Here is a 13,968-nt window from a genome sequence, read left to right on the forward strand (position 1 = left end):
CGCCTGCTCCGGCACCCGCTCGAGTGGCGGGAACCGGACGGAACTGCTGCGGCTCTGGCCGACGCCCCGTGCCAGTGCGAACGAGAACCGGCAAACGAAGCCGACGCCGTCGCAGGAAGCAGGCCAGCACGGGATGAAACTGGCGACGACGGCCGCGCTCTGGCCGACGCCCCAGATCGACAGTTTCCGCAGCCGGGGTGGCGAACGGAAGGACGAGAAGGGTCTGGACCGCATGGCGCGCGACTGGCCTACGCCGATGGCGAACGGGCGTGCCAAGCCGAGCGCGGGCAACCGCAGGAGTGCCGACCTGACCCATGCGGCGGGGATGTGGATGACGCCGACGGCCCGCGATCACAAGGACGGGGCGACGACCTTGGCGAACACGCCGGTGAACGGCCTGCTTGGCCGCCAGGTCCTGGCGACGCCGATGGCTGGGAGCGATACCTGCGATGTGCGCCGGACCTTGAACCCGCTGTTCGTCGAGGCGCTGATGGGCTGGCCCACCGGGTGGACCGGCTTCGCCTCTGTGGCAACGGCGTGGTCCCACTGGTTGCGGCGCATGCGCTGCGAACTCTCGCGGCTGAACTGCTGGCCGATGGATGAGGTGGCGGGATGAAGCAGTCGCGCACCATGTCGCTGGTCGAGGCCGTCACCAACGTGATCGTCGGCTACGGCGTCGCCGTCGTCACACAGATCCTGATCTTCCCGGTCTTCGGGCTGCACACGACGCTGGCGCAGAACCTGAAGATGGGCGCGGTGTTCACTGTGGTGAGCATCGCACGATCCTTCGCCCTGCGGCGGGTGTTCGAGGCGATCCGGATGCGGAGCGCCAAATGATCGACCGCCGCCCCGGAGGGACGGCGGCCATCAGCTTGTCGGGGTCCGGTGCGTCAGGCGGCGGGGAGTTTGTACACGCGCCCCCGGTCCTCGACCTTCTCCGATGTCACCTCGAGCCCGAGCTTCTTCTTCAGCGCCCCGGCCATTGCGCCGCGCACCGTGTGCGACTGCCAGCCCGTCGCGGCCATGATCTCCTCGATGGTCGCGCCGTTCGGCGCGCGCAGCATGGCGATCAGCGTGGCCTGCTTGGTGCCCTCGCGCGGCGTGCGCGCCTTGGGCGCGGCTTCGGGTTCGGTGGGGGTGTCCGGCGCGGGCTCCTTGGCCGGCGCGTCCGTCGCGCCCGCAGGCGCGGGGTTCGCGTCCTCGGGCGCGATCCCGATGGCGGAGAGTCCAGCGTCGGTGGCGACCAGCGTGACGCCGTGGCCGTCGCCGGTCTCGCGCCAGACAGGCTCGCCCTTGCGCATGTCGGCGTCGACCTCTTGCAGGAAGCCCTTGGCGAGCATCGCGCCGACCACCTTGGCGGCGGCGCCACCCCGCAGGCTCTCGGGCAGCGGCAGGGCGATGTGCTCGGGCCGCTGGGCGGCGGCACTCAGGATCAGGGCTTGGGTGTCGGAAAGCTTGGTCATCGTCGTCTCCCGTATCGGGGCGCGCGGGATGCGGGCCCTTCTACGAGGCCGAGCCCGCCAGTCGGCGGGCGGGACCGGGAGCGGGTCGTCTCACTCGGCGTGTTCGCCTTCGCTGAAGGCCATGTCGGTGATCTCGCGCAGCTTGGCGCGATAATGGTTCAGGGTGCCGACATGGCCCCAGTTGATCTCGTCTGGGCTGGTCTCGAAATGGTCGGCGCTGAGCGCGGCGAGCCGCTCCAGCATCGCATCGATCTCGGTCTTCGCGGCGATGAAGGCGTCTAGGGCTTTCGTGTTGTCGGTCGCGCGGCGGGTCATCGGGCTGGCTCCTTGGGTCGAGTTGCATCGCTTCGTTGCAGTGAGGTTCGCTCTCTCCGGCGCGCTTATCAATTCGATAAGCACATGTTCTTAAATGATAATCGGAGCTATCGATGCAGGGCATGAGCGAGCGCCAGTACGCCGCGCATGTCGGGCTGTCGCGCGGTGCGATCCAGAAGGCGAAGACGGCCGAGCGGCTGGTTCTCTATCCGGACGGCAGCATCAACGCGGCCGCGAGCGACGCCCGGCGCGCGGAGACGACGGACCCATCCAAGACGAGAAAGCCGCCCGCGCCGAAGCTGAAGCCCGTCCCCGAGGCGGCGGTCGCCGCTGTCGGCGACACCTTGCGCGAACAGGGTCTGGCGGTCCCGGCGGTGGGGGGCGGCACGACCTTCCTGCAGGCCAAGACCGCGAACGAAGTGCTGAAGGCGCAGGAACGGCGCATCCGGCTCCAGAAGCTGAAGGGGGAGTTGATCGAGCGGGCCCGCGCGCTGGCGCTGGTGTTCCGGCTGGCGCGGGAGGAACGGGACGCGTGGGTGAACTGGCCTGCACGCGCGGCGGCCCTGATGGCGTCCGAGCTCTCGGCCTCGTGCCGCGACGCGACAGGCCAGCAGATCACCGTGGAGCCAGCCGCGATGCAGAAGGTGCTGGAGAAACATGTACGCGCCCACCTCGACGAACTCGCCGAGGTCCGGCCCGACTTCCGGTGATGAGGACCGATTTCGCGACAGCGAAACGGAAGGGTCCAGTGGACCCTTGCGAGGGACGAATGCCCGGAGCGTAAGCGCAGGGCCGGAAGATGGCCTGACGGACTTCGACGGCGCGGGCGAGATCCTGCGCGCCTGGGGCAACGGGCTCCGGCCCGATCCGGACCTGACCGTATCCGAATGGGCGGACCGGCACCGGATGCTCTCGGGCCGCGCCTCGGCCGAACCGGGGCGGTATCGCACGGTGCGTACGCCCTACATGCGCGAGATCATGGACCGGCTGTCGCCCGGCGATCCCACCCAGCGGATCGTGTTCATGAAGGCAGCGCAGGTCGGTGCGACCGAGGCTGGGAACAACTGGATCGGCTTTGCCATCCATCAGGCCCCGGGCCCGATGCTCGCGGTCCAGCCGACCGTGGAACTGGCCAAGCGCAACTCGCGCCAGCGGATTGACCCGCTGATCGACGAGAGCCCGGAGCTCCGGGAGCGGGTCAAACCGGCCCGATCCCGCGACGCCGGGAACACGATGCTGTCCAAGGAATTCGCGGGCGGCATCCTGATCATGACGGGCGCGAACTCGGCGGTCGGGCTGCGCTCGACCCCGGCGCGTTACATCTTCCTCGACGAGGTCGATGCCTATCCGGCTTCGGCCGACGAGGAAGGCGATCCGGTGACCCTGGCCGAGGCGCGGTCGCTGACCTTCGCTCACCGGCGCAAGGTATTCCTGGTCTCGACGCCGACGATCCGGGGGCACAGCCGCATCGAGCGCGAGTTCGAGGCGTCCGACCAGCGGCGCTATTTCGTGCCGTGTCCGCATTGCGGGGCGATGCAGTGGCTGAAGTTCGAGCGGCTGCGCTGGCAGAAGGGCAAGCCGGAGACTGCAGAATATATCTGCGAAGGCTGCGACAGAGCCGTCGCGGAGCACCACAAGACCGCGATGCTGGAGCGCGGCGAATGGCGGGCGACCGCCACGGCCGCTGATCCCACCACTGTCGGCTACCACCTCTCGGCGCTCTACTCGCCGGTCGGCTGGCTCAGCTGGCCCCGGATCGCGCGCAGCTGGGAGGCGGCTCAAGGCTCCGACGAGGCGATCAAGGCGTTCCGCAACACCATCCTTGGCGAGACATGGGTCGAGACCGGCGAAGCGCCGGACTGGCAACGACTCTACGACCGCCGAGAGGCGTGGCGGCCAGGCACGGTGCCAGCGGGCGGGCTGTTCCTGACGGCGGGCGCGGATGTCCAGAAGGACCGCATCGAGGTCGATGTCTGGGCCTGGGGCCGAGGGCTTGAGAGCTGGCTCGTCGATCACGTCGTGATCGAGGGCGGGCCGGATCGGCATGACGCGTGGTCGGAGCTGACCGCGCTGCTGGATCGAAGCTGGCCACATGAACGCGGCGCGCATCTCAGGATCGCGCGGCTCGCCATCGACACGGGCTACGAGGCCCCAGCGGTCTATTCCTGGTCGCGGGCGCATGGCTTCGCGCAGGTGTCGCCGGTCAAGGGCGTCGAGGGGTTCAACCGCTCGAGCCCGGTGTCGGGGCCGACCTTCGTCGACGCGACCGAGGGCGGCAAACGCCTGCGGCGCGGGGCGCGGCTCTGGACCGTGGCGGTGTCGACCTTCAAGGCCGAGACCTACCGCTTCCTGCGGCTGGCGCGCCCGACCGAGGAGGACATGGCCGACGGGGCGGCGTTCCCGCCCGGGTCGGTGCATCTGCCGCACTGGGTCGAGAACGAATGGCTGAAGCAGTTCGTGGCCGAGCAGCTGGTGACAGTGCGCACCAAGCGCGGCTTCGCCCGGCTGGAATGGCAGAAGCTGCGCGAGCGCAACGAGGCGCTGGATTGCCGGGTCTACGCCCGCGCCGCCGCCTGGATCGCGGGCGCGGACCGCTGGCCCGACGAGAAATGGCGCGACCTCGAGGATCAGCTCGGGGCGGCCCCCACCGACACCGATCCCGCGGGACAGATCAACCGGCCGGGACAGGCCCCGCAGGGCAAGCGCCGCTCCGACTGGCTCGGGCGGCGCGGAGGATGGTTTTGATGGTAGATTGGACGGAAACCGAGCTCTCGGCGCTGCGCCGAGCCTATGCCAGCGGCACGACCCGGGTCAGCTATGACGGCAAGTCCGTCGACTACGGTTCGGCCGAGGATCTGCTCGCCCGCATTCGCACCCTCGAGCGCGCCATCGCGGGCACGGCACGGCCGCTGCCGGTGGCGGGGCTGGCGGGCTTCTCGCGCGGGGACCGCTGATGTCGGCGACCTGGTTCGACCACGCCATCGCATCGGTGGCCCCGCGCATGGCGGCCCGCCGCGTGATGGCGCGTCAGGTCTTCGAGACCCTGACGCGGGGGTATGACGGCGCGGCGCGTGGGCGTCGCACCGAGGGCTGGCGGGCGCCGGGATCCTCGGCCGACACCGAAATCGGCGTCGCCGGGGCGCTCTTGCGCGACCGGATGCGCGATCTGGTGCGCAACAACCCGCATGCGGCCAAGGCCGTGGCGGTGCTGGTCAACAACATCATCGGCGCGGGCATCATGCCCCGCGCCGCCAGCGGCGACGACACGCTCGACCGAAGGGTCGACGCGCTCTTCGAGCGCTGGACGGCGGAGTGCGACGCCGATGGTCAGCTCGACCTCTACGGCCTGCAGACGCTGATCTGCCGCGAGATGGTCGAGGCGGGCGAGGTGCTGGTGCGCCGCCGCCTGCGGCGATCCTCGGACGGTCTGCCGGTACCGCTGCAACTGCAGGTGCTGGAGGCCGACTTCCTCGACGCCACGAAATCCGGCGCCCTCGGCGCGGGCCGCCTCGTGCAGGGGATCGAGTTCGACCCGTTCGGCAAGCGCCGGGCCTACTGGCTGCATGCCGAGCACCCGGGCGACGCGTATGGCGCTTTGCAGAACGGCCTGCAGAGCCGCCCGGTCCCGGCGACCGAGATCGCCCATGTCTACGAGAAGCAGCGCACGCAGGCGCGCGGCGTTCCCTGGGGCGCGCCGGTGATCCGCAGCTTGCGCGATCTCGACGATTACGAGGTCGCCGAGCTGGTCCGCAAGAAGACCGAGGCCTGCGTCACCGCCATCGTCTTCGGCGACGACGAGGCGCAGCAGGGCATCGCGCCCTCCGTGGTCGATGCCGACGGCAACCGGGTCGAGCAGTTCGAGCCGGGGCTGATCGCCTATGCGCGCGGCGGCAAGGACATCCGCTTCAACCAGCCCTCGGCCACCGGCGGCTATGGCGAGTACAAGCGGGCCAGCCTGCACACGATCTCGGCGGGCTTCCGGGTGCCATATGAATTGCTGACCGGCGATCTCAGCCAGGTCAACTATTCCTCGATCCGGGCGGGGCTCGTCGAGTTCCGCCGCCAGATCGACGCCGTCCAATGGCAGCTCTTCATCCCGATGTTCTGCGCGCCGGTCTGGCGCTGGTTCACCGAGGCGGCGTGGGCGGCGGGGCAGATCCCGTCGCCGACCGTGCCGGTGGAATGGTCGCCGCCGAAGTTCGAGGCGGTCGATCCGCAGAAGGATGCGATGGCGAACCTGCTGTCGATCCGCTCCGGCACCATGACGCTGTTCGAGGTGATCGCCCGGCAGGGCCGCAACCCCGATGCGGTGCTGGCCGAGATCGCCGCGACCAACGCCAAGCTCGACGCGCTGGGGCTGGTACTCGACAGCGACCCGCGCCGCGTCACCAAGACCGGCAGCGCGCAGACCGGCGATCCGGCGACCGATACCGCCGCCGCCGACCCCTCCGCCGACGCGGATGAAACCGACCCGGCGCAGGCCGACCAACAGGACTGACCTTCATGGACACGATGATCGAACTGCCGGCCATGCGCCGGTCGGCGGAGCTTGCGCCGAACACGGCCGACGCCGACAGCCGCACCGTTGAGGTGGTCTGGTCGGCAGGGGCCCGCGTCCGCCGCGCGACCTTCTTCGGCGAACCCTATGACGAGGAACTGAGCCTCGATCCCGGCCATGTTCGGCTCGACCGGCTGAACGCGGGTGCGCCCTTCCTGAAGGTGCATGAGCTCGACACGCTGGATGCGGTGATCGGCTCGGTCGTGCCGGGCTCGGCGCGGATCGAGAACGGCCGGGGCATCGCCTTGGTGCGCATCTCCGAGCGCGCCGATGTCGAGCCGATCTGGCGCGACATCCAGGCCGGGCACATCCGTGCGGTCTCCATCGGCTACCAGGTCCACCGCTTCGAGGTCTCGAAGCCCGAGGCCGCGCGCGAACTCTGGCGGGCGGTGGACTGGACGCCCTTCGAGGTCTCCGCCGTCGCGGTCGGCGCCGACCCCGCAGCGGGCTTCCGCGCCCAGCACCCCCTTCACGACTGCGTCCTCCACCGCCGGGACGCCCCTTCCAGCACGAAAGGACCGATCCCGATGACGGACAAGACCCAGACCCCGGCGAGCGACGCCGCCCCGGCCGCCACCGTTACCCAGCCGACCGAGCCGGTTGCAACCGAGGACACCCCCATGACCGAGCCGAAAGCGGCTGCGCCCGACCCGAAGGTCGCCGCAGTGGAAACCCGCACGCAGCCGAAGCTTCAGAATACCGATGCCCCCGCTGCGCCCGACACCGAGGCTGTCGCCACCCGCGCCCGCGAGGCCGAGCGCGACCGCGTCTCCACCATCTACGATCTGGCCGGGCGGCTGAACCTCGAGCGCGGCTTCGCCGAGGACCTGGTCAAGCGCGGCGTCAGCGTCGACGAGTCCCGCCGCCTGATCCTCGATCAGGTAGCCGCCAAGTCCGACGAGACCCGGACCTTCCCGCATGTCTCCGTGCCGCTCGGCGGCAGGGACGAGCGCATCACCCGCCGCGACGCGGTGGCCAACGCGCTGCTGCACCGCTACAGCCCGACGCTGTTCCAGCTGGAGGACGCCGCGCGCCAGTACCGCGGCATGACGCTGCTGGAACTGGCCCGCGAAAGCCTCGGCAATGCCGGGGTCAACACGCGCGGCCTGTCGCGCGACGAGGTGGCGACGCGGGCGCTGCATTCGACCTCGGACTTCCCGGAGATCCTGTCGGCGGTCACCAACAAGACCCTGCGGCAGGCCTACGAGGCCTATCCCCGCACCTTCATGCTGTTCTGTCGCCAGGTGCTCGCCACCGACTTCAAGGCCATGCACCGGGTCCAGCTTGGCGAAGCGCCGCAGCTTCTGGAGGTGGGCGAGAGCGGCGAGTTCAAGCGCGGGACGCTCGGCGAGAGCAAGGAGAGCTACAAGGTCAAGACCTATGGCCGGGTGGTCGCCATCACCCGCCAGACGCTGATCAACGACGATCTCGACGCCTTCACCCGGATCCCGGCGATGTATGGCAACTCCATCGCCCAGCTGGAGTCGGACGTGGTCTGGGGGATCATCACCGCCAACCCGGCGATGGCCGACGGCAACGCGCTGTTCCACACCACCCACAAGAACCTCGCGGGCACCGGCGCTGCACTGGCCGTCGAGGCGGTGGGCGCGGCGCGGGCGGCGATGGCCAAGCAGACCGGCCTCGACAAGAAGACGGTGCTGAACGTCCGGCCCGCCTTCCTGATCGTACCCGCCTCGCTGGAACTGAAGGCCGAGCAGCTGGTCGCCCAGAACCTCGTGCCCGCCGCGACGTCCAGCGTCGTGCCGCAATCGATCCGCACGCTGGCGCCGATCAGCGAGCCGCGGCTCGACGCCGCCAGCGAGACCGCCTGGTATCTGGCGGCCAGCCCGAACCAGATCGACACCATCGAGTACGCCTATCTCGAGGGCCAGCAGGGCGCCTACATCGAGACCCGCAACGGCTTCGACGTCGACGGGGTCGAGATCAAGTGCCGTCTCGACTTCGGCGCCAAGGCGATCGACTGGCGCGGTCTCTACAAGAACCCGGGCGCATAACCCGCACCCCAACATGCTGAACCCTGACACACGGGCGGTCCAATCGGGCCGCCCTTCGTCTTCCCACGAGGATCACACCCATGAAAAACTACGTCCAGCCCGGCAATACCATCACCCTGAGCGCGCCTTATGCTGTCGCCTCCGGCGATGGCCTGCTCGTCGGCTCCATCTTCGGCATCGCCGCTGGGGACGCCGCCCTCGGCGAGCCCGTCGAGACCGCGCTCGTCGGCGTGTTCGACATCACAAAGGTCGGCTCCCAGGCCTGGACTGTCGGCGCCAAGGTCTATTGGGACGACACCAACAAGCGCTGCACGACCGTTGCAACCGACAACACCCTGATCGGCGTGTCCGTCGAGGCGGTGGCCAGCGGCGCGGGCGACACCCTCGGCCGGGTGCGCCTGAACGCGACCTTCTGATGAGCGCCTTCGCCGCCGCCGTCGGCGCGCTCTTTGCAGACCAGAACGTCGGCCGGGATGCGGTCTACATCGCCGACGGCGGCACGCCCGTCCTGGTGCGCGTCGTCGCCCGGCGTGCCGATGCGGTCACCGACTTCGGCGACGCGCGGCTCTGGTCCGAGACCACCCGAATCGACCTGCGCGTCGCCGAGGTGGCGAACCCGCGTCCCGGCGATAGGATCGAGATCGATGGGGACGCCTTCCTCATTCAGGGCGAGCCCGTCCGTGACCGCGAGCGGCTGGTCTGGACCGTCGACCTGCGCCCGGCGTGACCGCAATGAAACTGAAGCTCGACATCGATCCCGACATCGTAGCCATGATGGCGGCCGAGGTCGCGGCGGGGGAACGCGCGGTCTCGGCCGCCATGCGCGGGGCCGGCACCGGGTTGAAGTCGGCGTGGCGGTTGCAGATCACCGGCGCGGGGCTCGGCCCCCGGCTCGCCAATTCGATCCGGAGCCAGAACTTCCCGAGGTCGGGCGAGAGCCTGGATGCGGCAGCGCTGGTCTGGTCGAAGGCCCCGGTCATCGTCGGCGCGCATGACACCGGCCCGCTGATCCGCTCCAAAGACGGCTTCTGGCTGGCGATCCCTCTGCCCGCCGCAGGCAAATCCCTGCGCGGCGGCAGGATCACGCCCGGCGAATGGGAACGTCGCCGTGGCCTGCGCCTGCGCTTCGTCTATCGCCGCACCGGCCCGAGCCTGCTGGTGGCCGAGGGACGGCTGAACACGAAGGGCCAAGCGGTGGTGTCGCGCTCGAAGACCGGACGCGGCAAGGTCACCGCGCCAATCTTCCTGTTGGTGCCGCAGGTCAAGCTGCCGAAGCGGCTGGACCTCGCGCGGAATGCAGATCGGGCATTGGACAGCGTGCCGGGGCTGATCGTGGCGAATTGGGTGGAGGCGAAGATTTGATCCGCGCCATGACAAGATCGGCTTCATGTCAAGCCCACAGACGCCAGCGCGACACCGGCCAGCGCACAGCCCGCAAGGACCGTCACGGCGCCCAGCCTGAAGCGGAACACCGCCACAAGCGCGGCAAGCACCAGTGCCGCAGCCGCGAGGTTCACCGTCGACCAGACGGGCACATCCAGATCGAGGCCGTACGCTGTAACGGTCCGCACCTCGTCGAAGACGACATGCAGACCGAACCAGACGGCAAGGTTCAGGATGACGCCCACCACGGCCGCGGTGATGGCGGTCAGGGCGGCGGTCAGCACTGCGTTGTCGCGCAGACGCTCGATGAAGGGCGCGCCGAGGAAGATCCACAGGAAGCAGGGAACGAAGGTCACCCACGTCGTCAGCAGCCCGCCGAGCGTTGCCGCCATCAGGGGCGACAGGCCGCTCGCCTCGCGGAAAGCACCCATGAAGCCCACGAATTGCGTCACCATGATCAGCGGGCCGGGCGTGGTCTCCGCCATCCCGAGCCCGTCCAGCATCTCACCGGGAGCAAGCCAGCCGTAGTTCTGCACCGCCTCCTGTGCGACATAGGCCAGCACCGCATACGCGCCGCCGAAGGTCACCACGGCCATGACGCTGAAGAAGCCCGCGATCTGCGAAAACACGTTCTCTGGCCCAAGTACCGCGAACAACAGTCCAACCGGCGCCAGCCAGAGCGCGAGGAACACCCCAGAGATGCGAAACGCCCAACCCCGGTTGACCTGCGTGTGATCAGGCGATTCCTCGCCCAGCAGCGTATCGGCGTCGTCGACCTGGACCTTGCCGACCTTGCCGTGTCCGCCGCCGCCATGGAATGCTGGCAAGCCCGCCCGCGCGCCGAAGAACCCGATCAGGCCAGCCACGAGGATGATGAGCGGGAACGGAATGGCGAAGCCGAAGATCGCCACGAACGAGGCCGCGGCGATGGCGACCATCGCACCGTTCTTCAGCGCGCGCGATCCGATGCGGATGACCGCCTGCACCACGATGGCCAGCACCGCGGCTTTGAGCCCGAAGAAAAGCGCCTCGACCGGTCCGACATTGCCGTAGAGCGCGTAGATCCAGCTGAGTGCCATGATCGCCACGACGCCGGGCAGCACGAACAGGACGCCCGCGATGATGCCGCCGAGCGTGCGATGCATCAGCCAACCGATGTACACGGCGAGCTGCATCGCTTCCGGACCCGGCAACAGCATGCAGTAGTTGAGCGCGTGCAGGAACCGCTTCTCGCCGAGCCAGCGCTGCTCCTCGACGAGGATACGGTGCATGAGCGCGATCTGCCCGGCCGGACCGCCGAAGCTCAACAGGCCGATGCGGGCCCAGATGCGGGTGGCCGCAGCCAGCGTGGGGTACGCGCGGTCCTGCATCAGTCTGCCTTCGGCTTGTTGGTGGGCCAGTTGTGGGTCTCGTCGGTGGCGTCCCGCGCCCAGCGGAAGAAGGCGTCGTAGAGCAGCATCCCGGCCTCCAGCTGCTCCAGATCGTCGGAATACATCCGCGACAGGCCGAGCGACGCGGCAAGCAGCCCAGCGGCCTCGGGCGCAAGGTCGAGCCGGGCGGTATCGGCGCCGCGCACGATTGTCGCGAGCCGGTCGAGCGCGGGAATGCTCAGGCCGAACTCGGCCAGCATCACGTCGAAGGTGCAAAGGTCGCCCCTGTGGCTCCAAAACACGCCTTCGATGTCGAAGGGCGAAGCGTTGTAGCGTTCGGCGACGCCGATCACCTCGGCGGGCGCGACGAACAGGATGATCGCGCGGGGATCGAAAAAGCGCCGGATCAGCCATGGGCACGCAATGCGGTCGATCTTGGGGCGCGAGCGGGTGACCCAGATGGTGCGGCCCTGCGCGTCGCGCGCGGGCAGCTTCGACGGATCGATCAGGGGCAGGCCGGCGGAGCGCCAGGCCTCGAATCCGCCCTCGAGATATTCCGAGGCGCAGCCCTCGGCGCGAAGCCAGGCGGCAGTGCCCTGACTGCGCCGGTGACCGGCCTGACAAACGGTGATCGAAGGCTGGCCGCCGAGCTGTGGCGCGAGGGCGGCGAGCGCCTGGTCGTCGACCCGGACAGCACCTGGGAGCAATCGTGGATCGGCGGCGAAATCTTCCTCGGACCGAACGTCGAGCAGAAGCGGTGCGCGCGGGGTTCCGATGATGCGGATGAGCTTGTCGAACGAAATGGCATTGGGCGCAGGCATGTGCGTTCCTCCGTCGCCGGGGTTGAACAGGAACGCGATCTTCGGCTGGCGCCTCGTGGGGAGCTCGCAATCCCCATAGGTCCAGTTACCGGAAACGCTCAGAAACTGTCAAGAATTGCAAAGGTCCAGCTGCCCATGTTCGGGCGCTTCGGACATCGAAGAGACCCTCCATGCCCACCCCTCGCGAAACCATCCTCACCGCGCTGCACGCGCGGCTCTCGGCGCTGCCCGCCACCGCTCTCCGCGGCGAGGTGCTGCCCGAGCGCGTGCCGGCCGAGGGCCTGCTGATCCAGCGCGACGGGGAGCCGGGGGAGCCCGAGGTCACGCTCTCGCCGCTCCGCTACCACTATCAGCATCGCGCCGAGATCGAGGCGATCGTGCAGGGTGCGGACCGAGACACCGCCTTCGACACGCTGACCGCCAGTATCGGCGCAGCGCTCGTCGCCGACCGCACGCTGGGCGGGCTCTGCGATTGGGTCGAGGCGGAAGCCGCGCGCCCGGTCGATCTGCCCGTCGAGGGCGCGGCCAGCCTGAAGGCCGCCGTGATCCCGGTGGTGCTGCACTATTCCACGGCCGACCCACTCGGCTGATCCCGACAACCCGAGGAGAACACCATGGCACGAGCCCAAGGGGCGCGGGCGCAGATGGCGCTTGCGTTCGAGACGACCTATGGAACGCCGCCCGCCAGCGGCTTCACTCGCATGCCCTTCGCCAGCACGTCGCTGGGGGCCGAGCAGCCACTGCTGAACTCGGAGCTCTTGGGCTACGGCCGTGACCCGCTGGCGCCGATCAAGGATGCGGTAACGGCCGACGGCGATGCCGTGGTGCCGCTGGACGCAGAGGCCTTCGGCTTCTGGCTGAAGGCGGCGTTCGGGCCACCCACCACCACGGGCGCGGAGGCCCCGTTCAGCCACGAGTTCCAGTCGGGGTCCTGGACGCTGCCCAGCTTGTCGATCGAGACCGGCATGCCGGAGGTTCCGCGCTATGCGATGTATTCCGGCTGCGTGCTCGACCAGATCACCTGGCAGATGCAGCGCTCGGGGCTGTTGACGGCAACGGCGCGGCTGGTGGCGCAGGGCGAGACGGTGGGCACGACAACCGGCGCCGGGACGCCTGCCGCGCTGGAGTTGAAGCGGTTCGGCCACTTCAACGGGGCGATCACCCGGAATGGGACCGCCCTCGGCAACGTGGTCTCGGCCGAGATCACCTACGCCAACAACCTCGACCGGATCGAGACGATCCGCTCGGACGGACGTATCGACGGCGCGGACCCGTCCATCGCCGCGCTCAGCGGCCGGATCGAAGTGCGCTTCGCCGACCAGACGCTGGTAACGCAGGCGATCAACGGCCAGGCCTGCGAGATGGAATTTGCCTACAGCCTGCCCTCGGGCGAAAGCTTCACCTTTACCGTGCACGCCGTCTACCTGCCGCGTCCGCGCATCGAGATTTCCGGGCCGCAGGGCGTTCAGGCGACATTCGACTGGCAGGCCGCGCGCGACAGCGTCGTCGGCCGGATGTGCACCGCCACCCTCGTGAACGACGTGGAGACCTATTGATGCTGACGCTTGATCTGACGAACGCGCCGCGCTGGCATGACTTGGCGCCCGGCGTCCGGGTGCAGTTGCGACCGCTGACCACCGCGCTGATGGTGGCGACCCGCAGCGATCCCGCCGTCGAAGCGGTGCCCGAGGAGGCTTCCGACGAAGAGCGGGCCGTCGCCTTCGCCAAGGCGCTGGCGCGGCGGGCGGTGCTCGCCTGGGAGGGTATCGGCGACGCCGACGGCAATCCCATCGACCCAAGCCCCGAGGCCATCGACGCGCTGCTCGATGTCTGGCCGATCTTCGAGGCGTTCCAGCTGACCTACGTCTCGAAGGGCCTGCTGCTGGAACAGGAAAAAAACGGCTCCGCGCTCTCGCCGAATGGTCCTTCGGCGGGGGCGACCGATACTGCGAGGGTTGCGAACCCTGCGGAGCCAGCGCGCAAACCTGCCCGGACTGCCCGGCGCGGCTGAACCGGCCCCTGACGCATGAAGGCTGGCAGGTC

17 protein-coding genes are annotated in these 13,968 nt (G+C 69.2%); 13 read left to right on the plus strand and 4 right to left on the minus strand.

All coding sequences use genetic code 11. The annotated features are described in order from the left end of the window. Positions 1–232 precede the first annotated feature (232 nt). Both ELI80_RS16485 and ELI80_RS14425 read left to right on the plus strand, forming a co-directional pair. Positions 233–616: a hypothetical protein gene (locus ELI80_RS16485; protein ID WP_236641523.1), complete on the plus strand. Its 384-nt coding sequence runs from the start codon at positions 233–235 to the stop codon at positions 614–616. Then, positions 613–837, plus strand: a complete 225-nt coding sequence (locus tag ELI80_RS14425; RefSeq protein ID WP_136653018.1) for a DUF7220 family protein — start codon at positions 613–615, stop codon at positions 835–837. Before ELI80_RS16485 ends, ELI80_RS14425 begins: the two co-directional genes overlap by 4 nt. A gap of 53 nt (positions 838–890) precedes the next feature. Here ELI80_RS14425 and ELI80_RS14430 read toward each other — a convergent pair whose 3' ends face one another. Together ELI80_RS14430 and ELI80_RS14435 are read right to left on the minus strand one after the other, a co-directional pair. After that, positions 891–1,463 (minus strand): DUF3489 domain-containing protein, encoded by a 573-nt coding sequence (locus ELI80_RS14430; RefSeq protein ID WP_136653019.1) that lies wholly within the window; start codon positions 1,461–1,463, stop codon positions 891–893. A 90-nt stretch (positions 1,464–1,553) separates the two neighbouring features. After that, a complete protein-coding gene (locus ELI80_RS14435; RefSeq protein WP_085378164.1) occupies positions 1,554–1,778 on the minus strand; it encodes a hypothetical protein in 225 nt (74 codons plus the stop codon). Between the two features lie 113 nt (positions 1,779–1,891). Here ELI80_RS14435 and ELI80_RS14440 point away from each other — a divergent pair, with 113 nt between their 5' ends. The 8 genes from ELI80_RS14440 (at position 1,892) to ELI80_RS14475 (ending at position 9,713) form a co-directional block, all read left to right on the plus strand. Beyond that, complete coding sequence (locus ELI80_RS14440; protein WP_136653020.1) at positions 1,892–2,488, plus strand: hypothetical protein; 597 nt, start codon at positions 1,892–1,894, stop codon at positions 2,486–2,488. A gap of 46 nt (positions 2,489–2,534) precedes the next feature. Next, the gene (locus ELI80_RS14445) at positions 2,535–4,523 is read left to right on the plus strand and encodes a phage terminase large subunit family protein (RefSeq protein ID WP_201740657.1); all 1,989 of its coding nucleotides are present in this window, start codon (positions 2,535–2,537) and stop codon (positions 4,521–4,523) included. After that, on the plus strand, positions 4,523–4,732 hold the full coding sequence (locus tag ELI80_RS14450) for a phage head-tail joining protein (RefSeq protein ID WP_136653021.1): 210 nt from the start codon (positions 4,523–4,525) through the stop codon (positions 4,730–4,732). The genes ELI80_RS14445 and ELI80_RS14450 overlap by 1 nt, the downstream gene beginning before the upstream one ends. Further along, positions 4,732–6,276 (plus strand): phage portal protein, encoded by a 1,545-nt coding sequence (locus tag ELI80_RS14455; RefSeq protein WP_136653022.1) that lies wholly within the window; start codon positions 4,732–4,734, stop codon positions 6,274–6,276. Before ELI80_RS14450 ends, ELI80_RS14455 begins: the two co-directional genes overlap by 1 nt. A 5-nt stretch (positions 6,277–6,281) precedes the next feature. Then, positions 6,282–8,351 (plus strand): prohead protease/major capsid protein fusion protein, encoded by a 2,070-nt coding sequence (locus ELI80_RS14460; protein WP_136653023.1) that lies wholly within the window; start codon positions 6,282–6,284, stop codon positions 8,349–8,351. Positions 8,352–8,431: 80 nt separating this feature from the next. After that, on the plus strand, positions 8,432–8,767 hold the full coding sequence (locus tag ELI80_RS14465; RefSeq protein ID WP_136653024.1) for a DUF2190 family protein: 336 nt from the start codon (positions 8,432–8,434) through the stop codon (positions 8,765–8,767). Beyond that, entirely contained in the window at positions 8,767–9,078 is a 312-nt protein-coding gene (locus tag ELI80_RS14470; protein WP_136653025.1) for a head-tail joining protein, read from the plus strand. The genes ELI80_RS14465 and ELI80_RS14470 overlap by 1 nt, the downstream gene beginning before the upstream one ends. A gap of 5 nt (positions 9,079–9,083) precedes the next feature. Then, positions 9,084–9,713: a DUF6441 family protein gene (locus ELI80_RS14475; protein ID WP_136653026.1), complete on the plus strand. Its 630-nt coding sequence runs from the start codon at positions 9,084–9,086 to the stop codon at positions 9,711–9,713. Positions 9,714–9,736: 23 nt separating this feature from the next. Here ELI80_RS14475 and chrA read toward each other — a convergent pair whose 3' ends face one another. Then, complete coding sequence (gene chrA, locus ELI80_RS14480) at positions 9,737–11,104, minus strand: chromate efflux transporter (RefSeq protein WP_136653027.1); 1,368 nt, start codon at positions 11,102–11,104, stop codon at positions 9,737–9,739. Next, complete coding sequence (locus tag ELI80_RS14485) at positions 11,104–11,925, minus strand: chromate resistance protein ChrB domain-containing protein (RefSeq protein ID WP_136653028.1); 822 nt, start codon at positions 11,923–11,925, stop codon at positions 11,104–11,106. The genes chrA and ELI80_RS14485 overlap by 1 nt, the downstream gene beginning before the upstream one ends. A gap of 170 nt (positions 11,926–12,095) precedes the next feature. Here ELI80_RS14485 and ELI80_RS14490 point away from each other — a divergent pair, with 170 nt between their 5' ends. Genes ELI80_RS14490 through ELI80_RS14500 form a run of 3 tightly spaced genes read left to right on the plus strand, consistent with a single transcriptional unit; the run spans position 12,096 to position 13,936 of the window. Further along, positions 12,096–12,515, plus strand: a complete 420-nt coding sequence (locus tag ELI80_RS14490; protein WP_136653029.1) for an acyl-CoA transferase — start codon at positions 12,096–12,098, stop codon at positions 12,513–12,515. 24 nt (positions 12,516–12,539) lie between these two features. Next, a complete protein-coding gene (locus tag ELI80_RS14495; protein ID WP_136653030.1) occupies positions 12,540–13,481 on the plus strand; it encodes a phage tail tube protein in 942 nt (313 codons plus the stop codon). Beyond that, a complete protein-coding gene (locus ELI80_RS14500; RefSeq protein WP_136653031.1) occupies positions 13,481–13,936 on the plus strand; it encodes a phage-derived protein YdaY family protein in 456 nt (151 codons plus the stop codon). Before ELI80_RS14495 ends, ELI80_RS14500 begins: the two co-directional genes overlap by 1 nt. Positions 13,937–13,968 lie beyond the last annotated feature (32 nt).

Origin of the sequence: Paracoccus aeridis, assembly GCF_004923205.2 — a bacterium.
GTDB classification, from domain to species: domain Bacteria; phylum Pseudomonadota; class Alphaproteobacteria; order Rhodobacterales; family Rhodobacteraceae; genus Paracoccus; species Paracoccus aeridis.